Here is a 21,345-nt window from a genome sequence, read left to right as displayed (position 1 = left end):
ATCCGGCAAGCTTGTCTATGCACTTTGATGGTGTCGGGTACGGTATTTGTCGATCAGCACCGCTATGATGATCACCGCCCCTTTGATCACCAGTTGCCAGAAGTAAGAGACGCCCATCAGCGTCATGCCGTTATTCAGGGTGGCGATGATCAGCGCGCCCACCAGCGTGCCGGTGATCGTGCCGATCCCGCCGACAAAACTGGTGCCGCCGAGGATCACCGCCGCGATGGCGTCCAGCTCATACCCCATGCCTAAGTTGCCGTTGGCGCTGTAGAGACGCGAGGCGCTCATTACTCCGCCCAGCCCGGAGAGCAGGCCGCTCATGCCGTACACAAACAGCAGCACCAGCCACACTTTGATGCCGGTTAAACGCGCCGCCTGCATGTTGCCGCCCACGGCATAAATATGTACGCCCAGCGTGGTGCGGCGCAGAATGAACCAGCACAGCACGATCACCGCGAGGGCGATAACCACCAGCCACGGAATCGGGCCAAGATAGTTATTGCCAATCCACTCGAAGCTGATGTTGGAGTTGATCACCGTGGTGCCGTCCGCCAGCAGGTAGGCCGCGCCGCGCAGCGCCGTATAGGTGCCGAGCGTGACAATAAAGGGCGGCAGCCCGGCGAAGGCCACCAGCGCGCCGTTAATCAGCCCCAGCCCCAGGCCGAGCATCAGCGCCGCCGGAATCGACAGCATGGCGAACTCGGGTATCAGAGAGACCACCATCGCCGCCACGGCGGTGGTGCCGAGAATCGACCCCACGGAGAGGTCGATGCCGCCAGTCAGAATGATGAACGTCATCCCCGCTGCTAGCACGATGTTGATCGACGCCTGGCGGGTGATGTTCAGCAGGTTGCTTTCAGTGAAAAAGTTAGGTGCGATAAAGCCAAATACCGCCACGATCAGCACTAAAATCGGTAAAATACCGACCGTTTGCATAAGATCGCTCATCAACATCTTTTTTGCGGAGGCGGACTTCGCCACCTGCTGGGGAGTGGTTGGGTTATTCATGATTTCACCGCCTCAAGGTGGGAGTCGTTTACGCCGGTCGCCAGCCGCATGATGTTTTCCTGTGTGATGTCCTGGCTGTGCAATTCCCCGGCAATGCTGCCTTCATGCATGACGTAGACGCGATCGCTCATGCCGACGATTTCCGGTAATTCACTGGAGATCATCAGGATCGCCACGCCCTTACGTGCCATTTCGTTCATGATGCGATAGATCTCGCTTTTCGCGCCGACATCCACACCGCGCGTCGGTTCGTCCAGAATCAGAATGCGCGGGCCGATGGCGACCCAGCGTGAGATCAGAAGCTTTTGCTGATTGCCGCCGGACAAACCTCCGGCGCGAACCTGGGCATGCGGCACGCGAATGTTGAGCAACTGAATGGCGTCATCGGAGATGCTTTGGGCTTTTTTACGGTTCAGCATCCCCCAGTTGGCGTCGCGCTCCAGCGTCGCCATCGTAATGTTCTCCGCCGCCGCCAGTTCTAAAAACAACCCTTGTTCTTTGCGGTTTTCGGTGAGGTAGCCAATACCGTGCTCAATGGCCTCACGCGGGGAGTGGATCACCACCGGCTCGCCATCCACCTCGATCATCCCGCCGGTGGCTTTACGCACGCCGAAAATCAGGTGCGCCAGTTCGGAACGCCCGGCGCCGACCAGCCCGGCCAGGCCGACGATTTCGCCGGAACGTACCAGCAGGCTGCACGGCTGCACTTTACCGCCGTCGGTAAGGTGATGAACGTTCAGACGCGGTTTACCGAGCGGGATGTCGCGTTCTTTGTTGAACAGGTCGCTTAACGGACGCCCCACCATCATGCGCACCAGTTCGGACGCGTTGAGTTTGTCGCGGGTGAGGCTGCCCACGTACTGTCCGTCGCGTAGGACGCTGACGCGATCGGACAGCTCATACACCTCCGCCATACGGTGGCTGATATAGATAACCGCCATCCCTTCATCGCGAAGGCGCATGATCAGCTCAAACAGACGGTGGGTTTCACGAGATGAGAGGGCGGCGGTAGGTTCATCCATCACCAGGATACGGCTGTTGCGATGCAGGGCGCGGGCGATCTCCACCTGCTGCTGTTCGGCGATGGTCAGCCGCATTACCCGATCGCTGGCTTTAAACTGCGCGCCGAGCCGGTCGATGACCTTTTGCGCCTGCAACACCATCTCTTTACGCTGCACGATGCCGCCGCGCGACAGTTCGCTGCCGAGGAAAATATTTTCGGCGACGGTAAGGTTAGGCGCAAGCTGCATCTCCTGATAAATCAGAGTGATGCCTGCGCTCAGGGCATCTTTCGGCCCACGAATATGAAAGGGCTGACCGTCGATCAGAATCTCGCCGCTGGTGGCGGTATACGCACCGGCGAGAATCTTCATCAGGGTGCTTTTACCGGCGCCGTTTTCGCCCATCAGCGCGTGGATTTCACCGGGGTATACCGTCAGATCGACCCCTTTCAGCGCGTAAAATTTGCCAAACGCTTTGGCAATATTGCGCATCTCCAGAACCGGTGTCCTGCTCATGGCGGATCTCCTGCGGGGTTAGCGATATCAGCACTCCATCACAGGAAAGTAAATGCAAAATGTCAGAAGCCGTTCATATTTGTCATATTGCGATTTTTCTTCATGGAGCGTGATATGCCGCAGCACAGACGTCACTTTTTCGCCAGTGCGCGCGGGCGACTGCTGTTTTTTAATCTGCTGGTAGTGGCGGTGACGCTGATGGTGAGCGGCGTGGCGGTGCTGGGCTTTCAGCATGCGAGTCAAATACAGGAGCAGGTGCAGCAGCAAACCGTCGATGACATGACCGGCAGTATGAACCTGGCGCGCGATACGGCGAACGTGGCGACGGCGGCGGTGCGGCTGTCGCAGGTGGTTGGCGCGCTGGAGTACAAGGGCGAAGCGGAGCGGTTGCAGGAGACTCAGCGGGCGCTCAGGCATTCACTCGAACAGCTGGCGACCGCTCCGCTGGCACAGCAGGAACCGGGGCTGGTGGCCCGCATTATTCAACGCAGCAACGAGTTGCAGACCAGCGTGGCGGGCATGTTGCAGCGCGGGCAGCGGCGGCATCTGGAACGTAATACGCTGCTGAGTTCGCTGTATCAGAATCAGAGTTACTTGCGGCATCTGCAACAGCTTGATGCGGCGCAGGATGCGGCGTTGTTCAGTCAAATGGATCGCCTGATTAGCGCCGCCATCGAAACGCCGACGCCGCGCGCCGTCATTAAACAGCTGGATGGCGTGATGCGCGACCTGCCTGAGCAACATGCCGATCCGCTGGTGAACGTGATTCTGTCTGACTTTAACCAGGAGTTACGCAAACTTGAACCGCTCTCGGCGGCGCTGGAGCAAAGCGACCTGGCCATCAGCTGGTACATGTTCCACATCAAAGCGCTGGTGGCGATTTTAAACAGCGACATCAATCAGTATGCGGCGCAGGTGGCGATCATCTCAGAACAGCGGGTGGCGCAAAGCCATCAGGAATTGCGCTCCGGCGCGTTGTTTATCATGACCTTCGCCCTGCTGGCGGTGGTGATTACCGGCTTTGCCGGGTGGTATATCTACCGCAACCTCGGTTCTAACCTGACGGCGATTTCGCGCGCCATGACCCGGCTGGCGCACGGCGAATCGGATGTCAGCGTCCCCGCCTTGCAGCGGCGGGACGAGCTGGGGGAACTGGCGCGCGCGTTTAACGTTTTTGCCCGCAATACGGCGTCGCTGGAGCGCACCTCCCGCCTGCTGAAAGAAAAGACCTCCCAGATGGAGATCGACCGAACGGAGCGTCAGGGGCTGGAAGAGGCGCTGCTGCACAGCCAGAAACTGAAAGCGGTAGGGCAACTGACGGGCGGGCTGGCGCATGATTTTAACAACCTGCTGGCGGTGATTATCGGCAGTCTGGAGCTGGTCAGCCCCGACTCGCCGGATGCGCCGCGCATTACCCGCGCGCTGAAGGCCGCCGAGCGCGGGGCGCTGCTGACGCAACGCCTGCTGGCATTCTCCCGTAAACAGTCGCTGCACCCGCACTCGGTGGAACTGAAAACGCTGCTGGAAAACCTGAGCGAACTGATGCGTCACTCGCTACCGGCCACGCTGACGCTGGAGATAGAAGCCCAGTCGCCCGCCTGGGCCGCATGGATAGACGTCAGTCAACTGGAGAACGCGATCATCAACCTGGTGATGAACGCCCGCGATGCGATGGAAGGGCAGACAGGGACGATCAAAATCCGCACCTGGAATCAGCGGGTTACGCGCAGTGACGGACGTCGTCAGGATATGGTGGCGCTGGAGGTGATCGATCACGGTTGCGGTATGTCGCAGGAGGTGAAAGCGCAGGTGTTCGAGCCGTTCTTCACCACCAAACAGACTGGCAGCGGCAGCGGGCTTGGGTTATCGATGGTTTACGGCTTTGTGCGCCAGTCAGGCGGTCGTGTCGAAATTGAGAGCGCGCCGGGGCAGGGGACGACGGTCAGATTGCAGCTTCCCCGCGCCATCGCGCCTGCGGTGGCAAACCTGGAGCCGGTTGCGGTGCAAAGTACCGCCAGCGACGAGAAACTGGTGCTGGTACTGGAAGATGAGGCGGATGTTCGTCAGACGTTGTGCGAGCAACTGCATCTGCTGGGGTATCTGACGCTGGAGGCCGCCAACGGCGAGCAGGCGATGCAGATGCTGGCGTCATCCGGCGAGATTGATGTTCTTATCAGCGACTTAATGCTGCCAGGCAGTCTGAGCGGTGTGGAGGTGATCAACCATGCCCGCAAGCATTATCCCCGCCTGACGCTGCTGCTTATCAGCGGGCAGGATTTACGCCCGGCGCATAACCCCGCGCTACCGGATGTGGCGCTGCTGCGTAAACCGTTTACCCGGGCGCAGCTCGCGCAGGCGCTGCGGGCGGCGCATGTGCAGGCCTGATAAGCGTCGCGATATCACCGCGACGACAGAAAACGGCAGCGCGCCAGCGTTGCCGCGCCCTGCGCGCCGTTAAACGCGGAGGACGAGGCGGCAATAAAACGTACGGCCTGATACGGCAACGGTCGGCGCAGGTATTTTTGGATCAGGGTAATTAATTGTTCGCGCGGGAAAGCCTGCATATCCATCACGCCGCCGCCCAAAATCACCGCATCGGGATCGAACAGATTTATGCTGGTGGCAATCGCGCGGGCGGCGCTTTCCAGCAGCGCCTGGACGAATGGCGCCTCTCCGGCGTGGACAAACAGTGCGTCCAGCGCGAAATCCCGTGGCTGTTGTTCGTACCAGCGTTTCAGCGCCAGCCCGGAACAGACCGTTTCGAGGCAACCTGGATTGCCGCAGGCACAGGTCTGCGTCATGTCGCCCTGGGGAATGTGCCCCAGTTCGCCCGCCACGCCATGCGCTCCGGTCCAGGGCGCGCCGTTCATCCACACCGCGAAGCCCATTCCCGTGCCGAGGTAGGCGGCCAGCACCTGCTGCTGTGTGAGATGGTTTTCCACGACGTCATACGACAGCTGTAAGTTAACGTCGCGGGAAAACGCGACCGGGCAGCCCAGCGCATCCTCCAGTTTTCCCGCGAGGTCATGCACTTCTTCAGGTTGCAGCGGCAAATTGGGTGTCGAAATGATGGTGCGGTTGTCTTTGCCGACCAGCGCCGGAAATCCCATCACCAGACCACGGCAGCGCGCCTCGTAGCGTGCGATCTGTTCGCTAATCATCTGTGCAATACCGGCCACCACGCCGGGCGCGATCACCTCCGCCGTACGCTGTTTCTCACAGTGCAGAGTCTCACCGCTTGCCGTTTGCAGGCAAAAACGGATATGGGTTGCCCCCATATCCACACCCGCCACAACGCTATGCTGTTTTTGCATGAGGCAGTACCTCGTTTTTCGCCGTCAGGATCTGCGCCGTCATTACTTGCCATGCGTCGTCGATATTCTCCGCGTGGTTAAACAGCCCGGAGGTGCCGACGATAAAGACATCCGCGCCTGCCGCCATCAATTTTTCGTAGGTGGCCTGATTGCAGGAACCATCCACTTCAATTTCGTAATGCAGCCCTTCACGCTCGCGCCAGGCTTTCAGCTCGGCGATTTTATCCAGCATTTCCGGGATGAACGGTTGCCCGGCAAAGCCGGGATCGACGGTCATCACCGTCACTTTATCAGCCTTATGGATATAGTATTTCATCGCCTCAACCGGTGTTTCCGGGTTGAGAATCAAGCCCACTTTCATACCGTGGCGGCGGATTTCGTCAATCAGACGGAACGCCTGACCGTTGATGGTTTCCGGGTGCAGCGTGATGAAATTCGCACCGGCGCGCGCCAGTTGACCAATATAATCCTGCGGACGCGTCACCATCAGATGACAATCAAGAGGTTTGCTCGCCAGTTTCTTGACCTGGCTGACGAAGAAGGGGGACAGCGTCAGATTCGGCACAAAGTGGCCGTCCATAATATCAATATGAAAATAGTCTGCATGGCTGTCGATAAATTCGATCTGTTCTTTAAACTTCAGCAGATCCATACACATTAAAGAGGGAGAGATTTTCATGATCCATTCCTTACTTACTGATAAGACGGTCAAGGGCGACAGCCGCGATAATTAATCCGCCCATCACCACCAGTTGGTAATAGGTTTGTACCTGCAAAATATTCAGGCCGTTGTTGATGGTGCCGATGATTAAGCCGCCAATCACCACCGAGAAGATGCGCCCCTTGCCGCCGAAGAAGCTGGTGCCGCCAATGATGGCGCTGGCGATGGCGTAGGTTTCAAACCCCATTCCGGCTAAGGGTTCTGCGGCGCCGAGTCGCGCAGTAGAAACCACGCCCGCCAGTCCCGCGCAAATGCCGGAGATGATAAACACCACCAGGATGTGAAACTTCACGTCAATCCCGGAATAGAACGCCGAGTTTTTGTTGCCGCCGAGCGCGTAGATGTTGCGCCCAAGCCGCATCCGAGTAGTGAGGAACCAGAGGATCACCGCGACAATCAGCGAGAAGATGACCGGCACGGGAACACCTAACACGCTGGCGGCGAAGAAGTTCACGAAGTCGAATGAGAAGCCGTATACCGAGTTGGCGTCAGAAATCACCAGCGTGATACCACGGAAAATCGCGTTAGTGCCAAGGGTGATAATGAACGGATGCAGGCCGGTCCAGTTCACCAGGCAGCCGTTAATCGCCCCCAGCGCACCGCCGACCAGCACGCCGCCAATCAGCGCCGCAAAGAACGGATCGACGCCTGCCAGCATCAGTTTGGCCGTCACCATCCCGGACAGCGCCAGAATCGCCCCGACGGACAGGTCGATACCGGCGACCAGGATGGCAAAAAATTCACCCATGCCGATCAGCACCGTTACCGAACTCTGAACAAAAATCTGGGTGATGTTGTTGGTGGTCAGAAAATATTCTGACGACAGCGAACCGAAGATGGCGACGATAATCGCCAGAATGAAGAAGGTGCCGTATTTATCCCAGAACAGCGCAAAGTTGAACGGTTTCTTCCCGTTCACGTCACCTTTTACTCTTGTGGTAATGCCCATGCCATAATCTCCTCTTCGCTCATGTCATCGCGATTGGTCAGGATTTGCGTCAGTCGTCCTTCGCAGAACACGGCGATGCGGTCGCAGACGGCGATAATTTCAGGAAGTTCAGATGACACCATCAGGATGACTTTTCCGTCGTCCGCCAACTGGCGCATCACTTTATAAATTTCGGCTTTCGCACCGACGTCGATACCACGGGTCGGCTCGTCGAAAATGATCACCTCCGGGCTACAGCACAACCATTTGGAAATCAGCACTTTCTGCTGGTTTCCGCCGGAGAGTTCGGTGATGTTCTGGTTAACGGAATGACACTTCAGCGCCAGCAGTTCGCGCTGCGCTTCGGCGGTACGCTGCTCGTCGCCTTCGTGGAACAGGCCCATCGCCCCCTTAAAGCCGCCGCTTTTCAGGCTGCGGCCGATCGCCATGTTCTGGGCGATAGAGAAATTGGGGAAGAAGCCGTTATCCCGGCGGCTTTCGGTGATGTAAGCCATCCCTTTTTTCACCGCATCCAGGGGTGAGCGCGGGGAGATGGTTTTCCCGTTCAGACGGATCTCGCCGCTTGCGCGTTTATCGACGCCGAACAGGCAATCCATCAGCTCGGTGCGCCCGGAGCCGACCAGTCCGGCGAAGCCTAAAATTTCGCCCCGGCTGACGCTAAAGGAGATATCGCGAACCTTTTTCTTGTCGCGGCTGGTGACGTTTTTCACCTCGAATACCGTATCGCGCTCGATGTTGCCGGTGCTCTCTTTCATGGCGTTAAAGCGGTTTTGCAGTTCGCGGCCAACCATCAGGCGGACGATATCGTCGTTGCTGACGTCGCTCACCATCCCGCTGCAAACGCTGCTGCCGTCTTTCATCACCGTATAGCGGTCGCAGATGCGGCGAATTTCCGCCAGCTTATGCGAGATGTAGACGATGGCGGTGCCCTCTTTGCGTAGCTGGTTCATGATCAGAAACAGGTAGTCCACCTCTTTATTGGTGAGCGAGGAGGTGGGTTCGTCCATGATGATCACTTTGGCGTTGAGCATCAGCGTCTTGGCGATTTCCAGCATTTGCTTATGGCTGATGGATAAGTTCGCCACCTTTTCGTCTAAATCGACTTTTAAACCGACGCGCAGCAACATCATGGCGGCCCGTACGCGCATCTCTTTCCAGTCAATCATATTGACGCCACAGACTTTTTTCGTCAGATGACGACCAATATATAAATTCTCCAGCACGGTTAATTCATCAATCACGCTGAGTTCCTGATAAATAATGCCAATGCCGAGTTGTGCCGCTAATTTATGATCCAGCTTGTCGTAATTAACGTTATTAATCGTAATGGTGCCTTTGGTCGGTTCATGTATTCCCGACAGAACCTTCATCAACGTTGATTTACCGGCGCCATTTTCTCCTAATAATGCGTGTATTTCATAAGGATAAACCGTTAAATCAACCGATTTTAATGCGTGAACCGGACCAAAGGATTTGCCGATCCCCGCCATCGAGATATATGGCGTGACCATAATTAACCTCTTTTACACTTCATCCTTCAAGCTGCCTCTTTGTTGGCTGTCTTCGCTCACCCCAGTCACTTACTTATGTAAGCTCCTGGGGATTTACTCAGTTGCCGCCTCGATGCATCTCGAATGATTTTGTGTAAGAAAAATATTGACTAAATCAGTGCCATTGCCTGATGGCGCTACGCTTATCAGGCCTACGTTCGCGTCGCCATCCGGCCTATTTACGGACTTACTTTGCGACCAGGATGGAATCAACCAGCTTAAATTCCGGCGCTTTATCCAGCGGGATCACGTTGCCTGATTTCGCGGCATCAACCATCAGCCTGAGCCCTGTCGCGCCGATATCCGCAGGGTTCTGAGCGATGGTCGCCGTCATCTGTCCGGCCTCCACCATTTTGCGGGCTTCCGGGATACCGTCTGTACCCACTACCAGCACTTTTCCGCTTTTCCCGGCGTTAGCCACGGCCTGGGCGACGCCCATCGCCATGGTGTCGTTAGCGCAATAAATCGCTTTGATATTCGGGTTGCGTTGCAGCACGTTGGTGGCAACGTCTAACGCTTTGATTCGGTCCCAGTCTGCGGGTTGGCTGGCGACCAGCTTGATTTGGCTTGCCTTTTTGAAAGCCTCGGTTGCGCCATTGCGGCGCGCCTCGCCGGAGGCGTTACCGGCTTTACCTTCAATAATGGCGACTTCACCGCCCTCGGCGCCCAGTTTCTCAATAATGAACTCCGCGCCTTTGGCGCCCACGGCGACGTTATCGGTGGTGACAAACCCTTCGACGTTACCGCCCGCTTTTTTCAGGTTATCCATATCGATTTTTTCATCGAGATTGACCAGATAAATCCCTTTCTTCCACGCGCGGGCGACGGGTATCACCAGGTTTACTGAGGATAATGGCGCAAAGGCGATACCTTTGTAATTTTTATTGCTGAGATCTTCGAATAGCTGCAACTGAGACTGAAAGTCGCCTTCCGAAGGCGAGGCAAAAATATCGACGCTGACGCCCAGCGTTTTTGCTTCATCTTCAATACCTTTTTTCATATCCACCCAGAATGGATTGGATAATGTTTTTAATACTACGGCATATTCGGCGGCGGCAAATGCGCTGGTGGACAACATTAAGCCCATAGCCGCACCGCTGAAATATTTCAGATATTTATTCATAGCAGTATTCTCAGTGTAGGGTGTTGCTCCCGAAAATGAGAGCAACGAGCATTTTATTTCAGCGCGCCTGGTGAAAAGAAATCAACAATTGCGCCAGTTTTTTGCATATTAATGGTTGCCTGTTCGATATTCAGTTGGGCGACGGAAACAAAAAATGCATCCAGTAGAGTGAGTTGTAATATGCGTGCGGAAGCATTACGCCCTAATAACGGTGTTTCTGGTGCTGGCGAACAAATAATATAGTCAGCCAATTTGGCGATAGGTGAATGGTAGCTGTGGGTGATACAGATAATTTTGGCACCATTCTTTTTCGCCAGTTCAACCGCGGCTTTTACATCACTGGTGCGCCCGGAATGGGTCACCACCAACACGACATCGCCTTCTTTTAATAGCGATGCGGACATCATCATAATGTGCGCGTCCGGGTAAGTCTGGCAGCGCACGCCGATGCGTAAGAACTTATGCTGTACGTCCGCGCAGATGGCATTCGACCCGCCAGCGCCATACAAATCACGCTGCTTCGCCTGATAAAAGAAGCGTGCGGCGCGATGAATCTCATCCACGTTGACGATTGACTGACCTTCCATAATGGTGCGCAAGGTAATGTTGAATACCTTATTCACCACATCCTGCGGCGCTTCATCAAAGGCCAGTTCGGCAGGCAATACCTGCTCAGACTGAGAAAAATAGTCTTCCAGCGCGCTGCGTAAGTTGCGAAACCCGCTGAATCCCAGCAGTTTCGATACCTTAACAATCATGGCTTCAGATACCGCCAGCGCCTCTGCGACATCTTTAATGGCTGGCGCGCTACTGAGATTACCCGGCTTGAGTAACCACTCGACGATACGGCTCTCGTTCTCCGTCATGCCTTCCTGCTTCATGCGCAGGTAAGGCGCAAGCCCGATGCCGTTTGGAAGCCCTGAATCAAATTCTGACTGACTCATTACGTTCTCTTGTCCTTGAAATGAAGACGCCACTATATCACCACAGCAGGAACAGAAAAGATGCTGACAACTTCACAAAATAGTTAAATTTATAAAGTTTGTCATTTTGTGAATTTAATAACGTTGATAAAAATACGGAATGAAAATAAGTCAATATAAAACAATGAATTATAATTTTTGCTTGTTCAGGTGCAGCCTGTGTAAGCATCAAGGTCGGGTATTTGTCGCTCTTGCTTTGCCGAACGGAGGTGTGTAGAACAGGCCCATACAGCGTCTTTCTGTCGATTTATTGTTCTTTTAAATTCATTTAAATCACAAATATTTTTTATTCGTAAAGTTTGACCGGGGCGAGAATGAGTATGAAAAAGATAGCATTTGGCTGTGATCACGTTGGTTTTATCCTGAAACAGGATATTTTGACGCACTTAACCCAGCGCGGTATTACGGTGATTGATAAGGGAACCTGGTCGCCGGAGCGCACGGATTACCCGCATTATGCCAGCGAGGTGGCACAAGCCGTTGTCTCTGGCGAGGTTGATGGCGGTATTCTGGTGTGTGGCACCGGTGTGGGGATTTCGATAACGGCAAACAAGTTTGCCGGAGTCCGCGCCGTCGTTTGCAGCGAACCCTATTCGGCACAGCTTTCGCGCCAGCATAATGATACCAACGTGCTGGCTTTTGGCTCGCGGGTTGTTGGGCTGGAACTGGCAAAAATGATCGTGGATGCCTGGCTGGATGCGGGGTTTGAAGGGGGTCGCCATCAAAAGCGCGTGGAGGCGATTATGGCGATAGAACAGCAGGGCAAATGAGATTCCTCCGCTACACGTCGAACAGGCCATTCGCTACCGTGAGGGGAAGATCTCTGCGAGGCTGGTTTTATGAAACGCTATTCTACGCTCATTGCTCTGGGTCTGTTGTCGCTGACGACGCTTCCTGCGCATGCCGATATTGTTGATGACACCATCGGTAATATTCAGCAGGCGATCAATGACGCGTATAAATCTGACAACGGGCGGGATTATGAGGATGACCGCCGTGATGAAGAGTGGCAGCGTCAGATGAGCGACGATCGCCGCAGACAATATGACGACAGACGCCGTCAGTTTGAAGATCGGCGTCGCCAGTTGGACGATCGCCAACGCCAGCTCGATCAGGAACGTCGTCAGCTGGAAGATGAAGAGCGCAGAATGGAAGACGAGTACGATCGTTAACCGCGCGACAATCGTAGGCCGGATAAGGCGCAATGCGCCGCCATCCGGCGTAAGGCTACTCCAGCACAATCTCCATCCCGTCATATCCGGCTTCAATACCGCCCGGCAGGGGGTTATCCATCAGCCATACGTCGAACGAGTGGCTGATGTGGGTGAGAATGACCCGTGGGCAGTGAATCACCTCATTGAGCGCGATAACCGTGTTTACATCGCAGTGATTACGCGGTGCTTCCGCGCGTGGCGCGTGACTACAGTCGATGACGATCGTTTGCGGCTGGTTATTCAGCAGAAATTTTACTGTCTTGTCCGGCAGCGCTGCGGTGTCCGACAGCCACGCGACGCGGCTGTGCGCAGATTCCAGCAGATAGCCAAACGTCAGTTTTGAATGGTTAAGCGGCAGCGGCGTTACCTGTAATCCCTGGAGATCGAAGACCACAAACGGTTCGACGGTATGGCTGAAATCAAGGATGCCGGGGTGTTTAAACAGATCGTCGCAGCCCTGTTCATCCGGCGGACCATAAACCGGAATCGCGGCGCCCACGCCCCAGCGCAGGGGGAACAGCCCCTGAACATGATCCATATGGTAATGTGTGAGCAGAAACTGCTGAAAAGATCCGGCGGGCCAGCGATCGGTAAGATCGTGCAGGCCCGCATCAAGCAGCGTTACCGCGTCATTGAATTTGACGACGCCGCTACAGGGGCGGCGGCGATACTGCTCCTGTAAGCGTGCCCGACGGCAGGCGAGACAATCGCAGCCGTATGCTGGCACGCCCTGTGCGCCGCCGGTTCCTGTTAGCGTAATCGTCAGGCTCATTAGTCACCTCAAAGCGCTTTGGTAAAACGAAAATGGCTTTGCGCATACCCTTCACGCAGATAAAACCGGTGCGCATCATGGCGTTTCACGCTGGTGGACAGCTCCGTCATCTCCGCGCCGGCCTGGCGGGCCTCTTCTTCCGCCCATGCCAGCAGCTGGCTGCCGACTTTCAGACCTCGCGCCTGCGGCATCACCACCAGTTCCTGGATCTCCCCGATCCAGTTAGCGTGATGCAGGTGGTACTGCATATGCAGGCCGATCATCCCGACTACCTGCCCGTCGCGCAGCGCCAGCTGGTAGCGTATCGTGCGATCCTGCAAATTTGAGGCAAACCCGGCGCGAAAGGCCTGGCGATCGAACTCCGCTTGTTTCAGTTCGCAGATCAGTTGATACACCGCGTCGGTATCGTCCGGCGTGGCCCGGCGTAGTTCACAGACAGGCATGGCTTTTCTCCTGGCGGCCCATTAACGTTAACAAGGTATCGACTGACTGTAGCAAACTTCCGTCATTATTGAGGATATGACAGTTAAAAGGGGCGTAACGGGCCGCACGCGCCAGGCGAGCAGCAATCTCGGTTTCGCTTTCACGCCCGCGCGCCTGTAGGCGCTGGCGCAAAATATCGGGAGAGACCTGTAAACAGATGGGCAGCAGCGCTTTGCCGTAGCGGGCCTGCGCCTGCGGCAGATGGGCGCGTGAGCCGTTAACCACCACGTCAAAACCGGCGTGCAGCCACAGATCGATCTCCACGCCAACGCCATAGTACAGGCCATTAGCGTGCCAGCTCAGCGCCAGTAAATTTTGCCCTGCCCGAGTGAAAAACTCCTGCTCGCTCAGCGCAATATGGTTCTCGTTGCCCGCGTTAGCCGCACGCGTGATATAGCGGTGCGCAACCAGCAACTGCGTATGTTCCCGCTGGCGGAGCGCCGCCAGCAAACTGTCCTTACCGGAGCCGGACGGCCCCATCAGCCAGATCAGTTTTCCCATAGTCAGAACACCCTTTTACCCTGACGCCAGACGTGGTCGATATGAATGTGATCGCCTTTACGGTGCGCCAGCACCAGATCGGCGCGCCTGCCTTCGGCGATGATGCCGCGATCGTCGAGATTCAGCGCGCGCGCCGGGTTGCGTGTCACCAGGTGTATTGCCTGCGGCAGCGTAAATGTGTTGGCCTCGTCGTCCGCCACGCGGAATGCCGCGTCGAGCAGGCTGGCGGGGTAATAGTCGGAGGAGAGGATATCCAGCAACCCCAGTTCTGCCAGCTTATGCGCCGCCACGTTGCCGGAGTGCGAACCGCCGCGCACGATGTTGGGCGCGCCCATCAGTACGTTCATCCCATGCTTGCGTGACGCCTCTGCCGCCTCGAACGTGGTGGGAAATTCGGCGATCACGCTGCCAAGCTGATGCGATTCCAGCACATGATCGGGCGTTGCGTCATCGTGGCTCGCCAGCGCGAGATGACGTTCGCGGCACATCTGCGCGATGGCGGCGCGGTTCGGCTGCGACCAGCGCGCCGCAAGCTGAAGCTGTTCCTCTTCGTAGTGGGCCATCTGTTCATCATTGAGTGAATATTTGCCCTGATAGTATTCACGGTACTTCTCACGGTTAGCGAACTGGCGCTGACCCGGCGAGTGATCCATCAGCGAGACCAGCGTTACCGGCTCGCGATCCACCAGCTTTTCGAACAGCGGCAGGGTGGTGTGATGGGGCAATTCACAGCGCAGATGCAGACGGTGTTCGGCGCGGTTAACGCCGCGTTTCTGCGTCTCTTCGACGGCATTGATCATCTTTTCCAGATTTTCCAGGCGATCGCCGCCGTCGCGGACATCGCCAATCGCAACGGCATCCAGCACGGTGGTGATACCGCTGGCGACCATCAGCGCGTCGTGGCTACTCATGGCGGAATGGGCGGGCCAGTCCACCTTCGGGCGCGGGGTGAAGAATTTGTCGAGATTATCGGTATGCAGCTCAATTAAACCCGGCAGCAGCCAGCCGCCTTCGCCATCCAGCGCCTCGGGGTGACGGCTCTGACTTTCCGCAAAGGCGCGGATAATCCCATCCTGCATTTCCAGCGATCCCTGCACCACTTCGTCTTCCAGCACCAGCTTTACGTTGTTGATAATCATGATGTGGTTCCCATCAGATGCAAACGATCCGCTACGCGATCGCGTACGGTTTGATCGTGAAAAATGCCGACAATCGCCGCGCCGCGCGCTTTGGCTTCTTCAATCAGCGCGACCACGGCGGCGCTGTTTTTGGCGTCCAGTGAGGCGGTGGGTTCATCAAGCAGCAGGATCGGGTAATCGACGATAAACCCGCGCGCGATATTCACGCGCTGCTGCTCGCCGCCGGAAAAGGTGGAGGGAGCGAGATGCCATAGCCGTTCCGGGACGTTCAGGCGCGTCAGCAGGTTCGCGGCTTTCGCGGCGCACGTTTCGCGGGCGACGCCCAGATCCAGCAGCGGCTGCATCACCACATCCAGCGCGGAGATCCGGGGGATCACGCGCAGAAACTGGCTCACCCAGCCGATCGTCGAGCGACGCACTTCCAGCACCTTGCGCGCCGGGGCCTGCACCAGATCGATCCACTCATCGCTATGACGAATGTGGATGTGCCCTTCGTCCGGCAGATAGTTGGCATATAGCGAGCGCAACAGCGTCGATTTACCGCTCCCGGAGTGGCCGTGCAGCACCACGCATTCACCGTTTTGTACCTCCAGAGAGGCGTTTTGCAGCACCGGCAGGCGCACGCCATTTTGCTGGTGCAGCACAAAGGTTTTACTGACGTTTTCTACGCGAATCATTTTGGCCTCTTAATTCTGATTGCCGGATGGCGGCTTCGCCTTATCCGGCCTACAGGTGCGCTTTTTGTAGGCCGGGTAAGCAAAGCGCCACCCGGCAAAACAAAAAATCAGCAAAACAAAAAATCAGTTCTGCAATACCGACGACACCAGCAACTGGGTATACGGATGATGCGGATCGTCGAGCACGCGGTCGGTTAATCCACTTTCCACCACCTGACCCTGCTTCATCACCAGCAGACGGTCTGCTAACAGGCGCGCCACGCCCAAATCGTGGGTGACAATCACCACTGCCAGATCCAGTTCCACCACCAGGCCGCGCAGCAGGTCCAGCAGCTTTGCCTGTACGGAAACGTCCAGCCCGCCGGTGGGTTCGTCCATAAACACCAGCTTCGGGTGAGTGACCAGGTTGCGGGCGATCTGCAAACGCTGCTGCATCCCGCCGGAAAAAGTGGTCGGCAGGTCGTCGATGCGCGAGGCCGGAATTTCCACCTCCTCCAGCCAGCGCTTCGCCGTGGCGCGGATTTCACCATAGTGACGCGCGCCGGTAGCCATCAGGCGTTCGCCGATATTGCCGCCCGCCGAGACCTGGCGGCGCAGTCCGTCCATCGGATGCTGATGCACCACACCCCATTCCGTGCGCAGCAGGCGGCGGCGGTCGGCTTCGCTCATGCCGTACAGTGAACGGTTCTGGTACAAAATGTCGCCGGACTGCGGCGTCAGGCGTGAGGAGATGGATTTCAGCAGGGTGGTTTTGCCGGAACCGGACTCCCCGACAATGCCCAGCACTTCACCAGGCCACAGGTCAAAAGAAACATCGCTGAAGCCTTTGCCCGGCGCGTAGAGATGGGTCAGGTTATTGACTGAAAGCAGCGGTTGCGTCATTTGCTGAGTGCCTCGCTCTGTTGGCGGCAATAATCGGTGTCGGAGCAGACAAACATCCGTTTGCCGGTGTCATCCAGCACCACTTCGTCGAGATAGCTGTGCGTTGAACCGCAGATGGCGCAGGGCTCATCCCAGGTTTGTACGGTGAACGGGTGATCGTCGAAATCGAGGCTTTCCACGCGGGTCCAGGGCGGCACGGCATAGATGCGTTTTTCGCGCCCCGCGCCGAACAGTTGCAGCGCGGGCATCATATTCATCTTCGGGTTGTCGAATTTCGGGATCGGCGACGGGTCCATGACGTAGCGGTCATTGACCTTCACCGGGTAGGCGTAGGTGGTGGCGATATGGCCGAAGCGGGCGATATCTTCGTACAGCTTCACCTGCATGACGCCGTACTCTTCCAGCGCGTGCATGGTGCGGGTTTCGGTTTCGCGCGGTTCGATAAAACGCAGCGGTTCAGGGATCGGCACCTGGAAGATAATGATCTGATCTTCGGTCAGCGGCGTTTCCGGGATCCGATGACGGGTCTGGATCAGCGTCGCGTCTTCGGTGCGTTCGGTGGTGTTCACGCCGGTTACGCGCTTAAAGAAGTTGCGGATCGACACGGCGTTGGTGGTGTCATCCGCCCCCTGGTCGATCACTTTCAGAATGTCTGGCTCGCCAATCACGCTGGCGGTAAGCTGAATGCCGCCCGTTCCCCAGCCGTAGGGCATCGGCATTTCACGCCCGCCGAACGGCACCTGATAACCGGGGATCGCCACCGCTTTTAAAATAGCGCGGCGGATCATGCGTTTGGTTTGCTCGTCGAGATAAGCAAAGTTGTAGCCGGAGAGGTTAGTCGTCACGGGCGGCCTCCTGTTGCAGGCGTTTGAGCAGTTCCAGTTCAGCCTGGAAATCGACGTAGTGGGGGAGTTTGAGGTGCGAAACAAAACCCGCCGCCTCGACGTTATCCGCATGCGCCAGCACGAACTCTTCGTCCTGCGCCGGGCCCGTGACCGTTTCATCGTATTCGGGTGCCTGTAGGGCTCTTTCCACCAGCGCCATTGCCATTGCTTTACGTTCGCTCATGCCGAACACCAGTCCGTAGCCGCGGGTAAAGTGCGGCGCGTCGTTTTCCGGTGCGACAAAGCCGTTGACCATTTCGCATTCTGTCATCAGCAGTTCGCCGACGTTTACGGCAAATCCCAGCTCCTCCGGCACCGTTTCCAGCCCGACGTAGCCGCTGCGGATCTCACCGGCAAACGGGTGGTTGCGCCCGTAGCCGCGTTGCGTGGAATACGCCAGCGCCAGCAGATACCCTTCGTCGCCGCGCATCAGCTGTTGCAGGCGTGAGGAGCGCGAACAAGGGTAAACCGGCGGCGTGCGGGTGATGTCGTCCGGTACGGCGCCGCTGTCTTCTTCACGCTTCGCCAGCCCCTGGTTCGCCAGCAGAGAAAAAACGTGCGGCGCGGCGTCCTGCATGGCGTCAGCGGTACGCAGCGGCGGCGTTTCGCCGTTTGCCAGCAGGGTAAAATCGAGCAGGCGATGGGTGTAATCGTAGGTCGGCCCCAGCAGCTGCCCGCCGGGAATATCCTTGTAGACGGCGGAGATACGGCGCTCTAATCGCATCTCTGCGGTGTTCAGCGGCTCACTGACCGCCAGCTTTGCCAGCGTGGTGCGGTACGCGCGCAGCAGGAAGATGGCTTCGATGTTATCGCCGCTGGCCTGTTTTAAGGCGAGCGCGGCCAGTTCGCGGTCGGCGATGCCCCCTTCGGTCATCACGCGATCCACGGCCAGGTTCAACTGTTGCTCGATTTGCGCCACGCTCAGTTCGGCGAGGGTGTCGTCGCCCCGGCGTCGGTTTTCCTGCAACGCGTGGGCGTTAGCTATCGCCTTTTCGCCCCCTTTGACGGCTACGTACATCAGCACACCTCCACATGGGTGGTTCGCGGAATCGCCAGCAGTCGCTCGCCGCAGGTGAGGATGAGATCGACCCCCAGCGGGAACGGGTGCGGGCGCTCAGTCAGTTCATGGATGAGGCACTCCGGCAGCTGCGGGGCAATCATGCGTTCTTCGGCGATACCCGCCCCGGTCAGGCGCAGCATACGTCCACCGCTCAGGCTGGCGACCTGGACGATCAGGGTGGCGCTGGTTTCCGGCGCGACGGCGCTTCCGGCGGAAAGGGCGTTTAGCTGCTCGCTGCTGATACGTTCATCGGCGACGGCAAAGGCGGCCTGCTGCGGCTGTTCAACCAGCGGCGCGCTGGTGTGAAAGCGCAGGTTCTGACTGGCAATGTCGTTGTTGATGGACGGCGCGAGCCATACCGGGGTGTCGCCGTCGACCAGAGTGAGCAATACGCTGGTGGTGGCCAGATTCAGCGGCTGCCAGCCGTGCTTCAGTTGATGCAGGGCGACAATCACCCCCGGCTCGCTCATCGCCTTCAGCAGGCGACGAAAACTCTGTTGCGCGTCCTGAACGGGCAGGGTAAAGGCGGTTTGTAGGGTCATGCGTTATCTCCGCGTACCAGCGTAAAGAAGTCGACCCGGCTGGCGTTTACTTCGGCGCGGCGAGCGGTAATGTGTGCGTCGCGTTCCGCCTCCAGCGGGGCAATTAAGGTTTCCATTAAGGTCTGGAAGTGAGTGTGCTCCTGCAACAGCGCGTCGATGACGGCGCACTGCTCGGCGTGGTGTTTGTTGCGCCCCAGCAGGTAGCTGTAGCCCAGCGTGCCGCTCTTAAGACGCACCACCGCACGGGTCAGCGTGGTATCTCCGGCGAAAAAGCGGTTGCCGGTGCCGCCCATGCGGGCCTGAATCTGCATCAGCCCGGTTTCCGGGGCGCGAATCAGTTCATATTCCGGCGTGAGTTTCAGCGCCTGCATTTTCACGTTAAGCGCGTCGGCGTTGCTGTAAGCCAGCGCGCGCATCCAGCGCTGGCGAGTGGCGGTATCGAAGTGCATTCCGTCAGTGCTCCATAGTGAATTCGATCATGTCGGCGCGGGTCAGGCTGACGGAGTACTCCGTCGCGTTTTCCTCGCCATCACGGTGGTTCAGCGTGCGCACGCACAGCAGCGGCGCCATATTGGGAATTTCCAGCACCTTGCTCTCTTTGGCCTGCGCACGGCGGGCACTGATGCGCGTCTGGGTGCGCTGTAGCGCCAGACCGCACTGCTCGCGCAGGTAGTCATGCAGCGAACCGTGGTTAAAGCCCTGCAACAGCGGCCAGAGGGCGAGGTCGGAAAAGTAATGGTCGATCAGGCACAGGGCGATGCCATTTACCCGGCGCAGGGTGCGCAGGTGGATGACGTTATCGCCCTCTTTGACGCTCAGCGCATCGGCGATGTGGCTGGATGCCGGGCGCAGCACCGCCAGCAGTTTTTCGCTGGTGGGATGACTGCCTTGTTCCAGTAGATTCTGGCTAAAGCGCGCCTGGGCATTGAGCGGGTAATCGAACGGGCGCATCAGCACCAGCACGCCGACGCCCTGGCGACGCTGCACCCAACCGCGCTCCACGAGCTGGTCGATGGCGCGGCGCAGCGTGTGGCGGTTCACCTCATAGCGGGCGGCAAGCTGATGTTCCGCCGGAAGGTAATCGCCGCAGCGGTAATGCTGGCGAAGCTCCTGCTCAAGTCTCGCGGCAATCTCCTGATAGCGCGTTGGGTAACTGGTCGGATGTGTAGACAAGTGCATAGCCATCAATGCCTCGCTAATCAGATAAAGTGCTTACGCAAACGCTGGGAGAGGAAATCCAGCAGGCTGACGGTAATGATGATTAACACCATCAGGGCGCAGGTCTGCGGGAACTGAAAGCCGCGAATCGCTTCCCACAGCGTGACGCCGATGCCTCCTGCGCCCACCATGCCGACCACCGTGGCGGAGCGGACGTTGGACTCAAAACGGTACAGCGAGTAGGAGATGAGCAGCGGCATAACCTGCGGCAGCACGCCGTAGAGGATCTCTTCAATTTTGTTGGCGCCGGTGGCGCGAATGCCTTCAACCGGGCCGGGTTCAATGGCTTCCACCGCTTCGGAAAGCAGCTTGGAGAGCACGCCGGTGGTGTGGATAAACAGCGCCATGACCCCGGCAAACGGCCCGAGACCAACGGCGACCACGAACAGCATGGCGAAAACCATTTCGTTAATCGCGCGGCAGGCGTCCATCAGGCGACGCATCGGCTGGTAAATCCACCACGGCACGAGGTTATCGGCGCACATCAGGCCGCAGGGAATTGACAGAATGACCGCCAGCGCAGTGCCCCAGACGGCGATTTGCAGGGTGACGGCCATTTCGCCCAGATAGTGCTGCCACTGGCTGAAGTCCGGCGGGAAGAAGTCGGCGGCGAAGGTCGCCATGTTGCCGGAATCCTGAATTAGCGTGAGCGGTGCCATTTCGGCGCCCTTCCACGAAACGACCAGGACGGCGAGAAGGATGGCCCAGCTCAGGAGCGAGAACCAGCTACGCTTTGGCGGGGCGACGGTGATGCTTTGCATGTTTAGCTCCGTGCGTCGTTTATTGCCGGATGGCAGCGCTTGCG

General features: G+C 57.6%; 23 protein-coding genes. 3 read left to right on the top strand and 20 right to left on the bottom strand.

Features of this window, described 5'->3' with window-relative positions; all coding sequences use genetic code 11:
* Positions 1-15 precede the first annotated feature (15 nt).
* Entirely contained in the window at positions 16-1,011 is a 996-nt protein-coding gene (locus tag FD428_RS19790) for a ribose ABC transporter permease (protein ID WP_047459617.1), read from the bottom strand.
* Positions 1,008-2,528 (bottom strand): sugar ABC transporter ATP-binding protein, encoded by a 1,521-nt coding sequence (locus tag FD428_RS19785; protein ID WP_012134564.1) that lies wholly within the window; start codon positions 2,526-2,528, stop codon positions 1,008-1,010. Before FD428_RS19785 ends, FD428_RS19790 begins: the two co-directional genes overlap by 4 nt.
* A 114-nt stretch (positions 2,529-2,642) precedes the next feature.
* On the opposite strand from FD428_RS19785, the gene FD428_RS19775 reads away from it, so the two are divergent.
* Positions 2,643-4,913 (top strand): hybrid sensor histidine kinase/response regulator, encoded by a 2,271-nt coding sequence (locus FD428_RS19775; protein ID WP_114848694.1) that lies wholly within the window; start codon positions 2,643-2,645, stop codon positions 4,911-4,913.
* 14 nt (positions 4,914-4,927) lie between these two features.
* On the opposite strand, the gene alsK is transcribed toward FD428_RS19775, so the two are convergent.
* The 6 genes from alsK to alsR form a co-directional block, all read right to left on the bottom strand.
* The gene (gene alsK, locus FD428_RS19770) at positions 4,928-5,842 is read right to left on the bottom strand and encodes an allose kinase (RefSeq protein ID WP_049011255.1); all 915 of its coding nucleotides are present in this window, start codon (positions 5,840-5,842) and stop codon (positions 4,928-4,930) included.
* Positions 5,826-6,521: a D-allulose-6-phosphate 3-epimerase gene (gene alsE, locus FD428_RS19765; protein WP_114848693.1), complete on the bottom strand. Its 696-nt coding sequence runs from the start codon at positions 6,519-6,521 to the stop codon at positions 5,826-5,828. Before alsE ends, alsK begins: the two co-directional genes overlap by 17 nt.
* 10 nt (positions 6,522-6,531) lie before the next feature.
* Positions 6,532-7,512 carry a D-allose ABC transporter permease gene (alsC, locus tag FD428_RS19760; protein WP_012134559.1) on the bottom strand — a complete coding sequence of 327 codons (981 nt, stop codon included), beginning with the start codon at positions 7,510-7,512 and terminating at the stop codon, positions 6,532-6,534.
* Positions 7,491-9,023, bottom strand: a complete 1,533-nt coding sequence (gene alsA, locus FD428_RS19755; protein WP_012134558.1) for a D-allose ABC transporter ATP-binding protein AlsA — start codon at positions 9,021-9,023, stop codon at positions 7,491-7,493. The genes alsC and alsA overlap by 22 nt, the downstream gene beginning before the upstream one ends.
* A 226-nt stretch (positions 9,024-9,249) precedes the next feature.
* On the bottom strand, positions 9,250-10,185 hold the full coding sequence (gene alsB, locus FD428_RS19750) for a D-allose transporter substrate-binding protein (protein WP_114848692.1): 936 nt from the start codon (positions 10,183-10,185) through the stop codon (positions 9,250-9,252).
* Between the two features lie 53 nt (positions 10,186-10,238).
* Entirely contained in the window at positions 10,239-11,129 is an 891-nt protein-coding gene (gene alsR, locus FD428_RS19745) for a D-allose utilization transcriptional regulator AlsR (RefSeq protein WP_012134556.1), read from the bottom strand.
* Positions 11,130-11,488: 359 nt separating this feature from the next.
* Here alsR and rpiB point away from each other — a divergent pair, with 359 nt between their 5' ends.
* Entirely contained in the window at positions 11,489-11,938 is a 450-nt protein-coding gene (gene rpiB / locus FD428_RS19740) for a bifunctional allose-6-phosphate isomerase/ribose-5-phosphate isomerase RpiB (protein ID WP_024130821.1), read from the top strand.
* A gap of 69 nt (positions 11,939-12,007) precedes the next feature.
* Entirely contained in the window at positions 12,008-12,340 is a 333-nt protein-coding gene (yjdP, locus tag FD428_RS19735; protein WP_012134552.1) for a DDRRRQL repeat protein YjdP, read from the top strand.
* 55 nt (positions 12,341-12,395) lie between these two features.
* On the opposite strand, the gene phnP is transcribed toward yjdP, so the two are convergent.
* The 12 genes from phnP to phnE all read right to left on the bottom strand — a co-directional run bounded on the left by phnP (position 12,396) and on the right by phnE (position 21,301).
* Positions 12,396-13,154, bottom strand: a complete 759-nt coding sequence (gene phnP, locus FD428_RS19730) for a phosphonate metabolism protein PhnP (protein ID WP_049011829.1) — start codon at positions 13,152-13,154, stop codon at positions 12,396-12,398.
* Positions 13,155-13,162: 8 nt separating this feature from the next.
* Entirely contained in the window at positions 13,163-13,597 is a 435-nt protein-coding gene (gene phnO, locus FD428_RS19725; protein ID WP_114848691.1) for an aminoalkylphosphonate N-acetyltransferase, read from the bottom strand.
* On the bottom strand, positions 13,584-14,138 hold the full coding sequence (gene phnN, locus FD428_RS19720; RefSeq protein WP_012134548.1) for a ribose 1,5-bisphosphokinase: 555 nt from the start codon (positions 14,136-14,138) through the stop codon (positions 13,584-13,586). Before phnN ends, phnO begins: the two co-directional genes overlap by 14 nt.
* A 2-nt stretch (positions 14,139-14,140) precedes the next feature.
* Positions 14,141-15,277: an alpha-D-ribose 1-methylphosphonate 5-triphosphate diphosphatase gene (phnM, locus tag FD428_RS19715; protein ID WP_114848690.1), complete on the bottom strand. Its 1,137-nt coding sequence runs from the start codon at positions 15,275-15,277 to the stop codon at positions 14,141-14,143.
* Positions 15,274-15,954, bottom strand: a complete 681-nt coding sequence (gene phnL / locus FD428_RS19710) for a phosphonate C-P lyase system protein PhnL (RefSeq protein WP_047459594.1) — start codon at positions 15,952-15,954, stop codon at positions 15,274-15,276. The genes phnM and phnL overlap by 4 nt, the downstream gene beginning before the upstream one ends.
* A gap of 123 nt (positions 15,955-16,077) precedes the next feature.
* Entirely contained in the window at positions 16,078-16,836 is a 759-nt protein-coding gene (gene phnK / locus FD428_RS19700) for a phosphonate C-P lyase system protein PhnK (RefSeq protein WP_047459591.1), read from the bottom strand.
* Positions 16,833-17,624, bottom strand: coding sequence for an alpha-D-ribose 1-methylphosphonate 5-phosphate C-P-lyase PhnJ (gene phnJ, locus FD428_RS19695; protein ID WP_174234025.1), 792 nt, complete (start codon positions 17,622-17,624; stop codon positions 16,833-16,835). The genes phnK and phnJ overlap by 4 nt, the downstream gene beginning before the upstream one ends.
* Positions 17,625-17,670: 46 nt before the next feature.
* A complete protein-coding gene (locus tag FD428_RS19690) occupies positions 17,671-18,738 on the bottom strand; it encodes a carbon-phosphorus lyase complex subunit PhnI (protein WP_012134543.1) in 1,068 nt (355 codons plus the stop codon).
* Entirely contained in the window at positions 18,738-19,322 is a 585-nt protein-coding gene (phnH, locus tag FD428_RS19685; RefSeq protein WP_012134542.1) for a phosphonate C-P lyase system protein PhnH, read from the bottom strand. The genes FD428_RS19690 and phnH overlap by 1 nt, the downstream gene beginning before the upstream one ends.
* Positions 19,319-19,771, bottom strand: a complete 453-nt coding sequence (gene phnG, locus FD428_RS19680) for a phosphonate C-P lyase system protein PhnG (RefSeq protein ID WP_012134541.1) — start codon at positions 19,769-19,771, stop codon at positions 19,319-19,321. The genes phnH and phnG overlap by 4 nt, the downstream gene beginning before the upstream one ends.
* Before the next feature lie 4 nt (positions 19,772-19,775).
* Positions 19,776-20,501 carry a phosphonate metabolism transcriptional regulator PhnF gene (phnF, locus tag FD428_RS19675; protein WP_024130818.1) on the bottom strand — a complete coding sequence of 242 codons (726 nt, stop codon included), beginning with the start codon at positions 20,499-20,501 and terminating at the stop codon, positions 19,776-19,778.
* 20 nt (positions 20,502-20,521) lie between these two features.
* Positions 20,522-21,301 carry a phosphonate ABC transporter, permease protein PhnE gene (phnE, locus tag FD428_RS19670; protein ID WP_012134539.1) on the bottom strand — a complete coding sequence of 260 codons (780 nt, stop codon included), beginning with the start codon at positions 21,299-21,301 and terminating at the stop codon, positions 20,522-20,524.
* Between the last annotated feature and the right edge of the window lie 44 nt (positions 21,302-21,345).

The sequence above is a fragment of the Citrobacter sp. TBCP-5362 genome (assembly GCF_005406305.1).
Lineage (GTDB): Bacteria > Pseudomonadota > Gammaproteobacteria > Enterobacterales > Enterobacteriaceae > Citrobacter_B > Citrobacter_B koseri.
The sequence above is the reverse complement of the archived record's forward strand: the minus strand, read 5'-3'. Positions and strand labels throughout refer to the sequence as shown.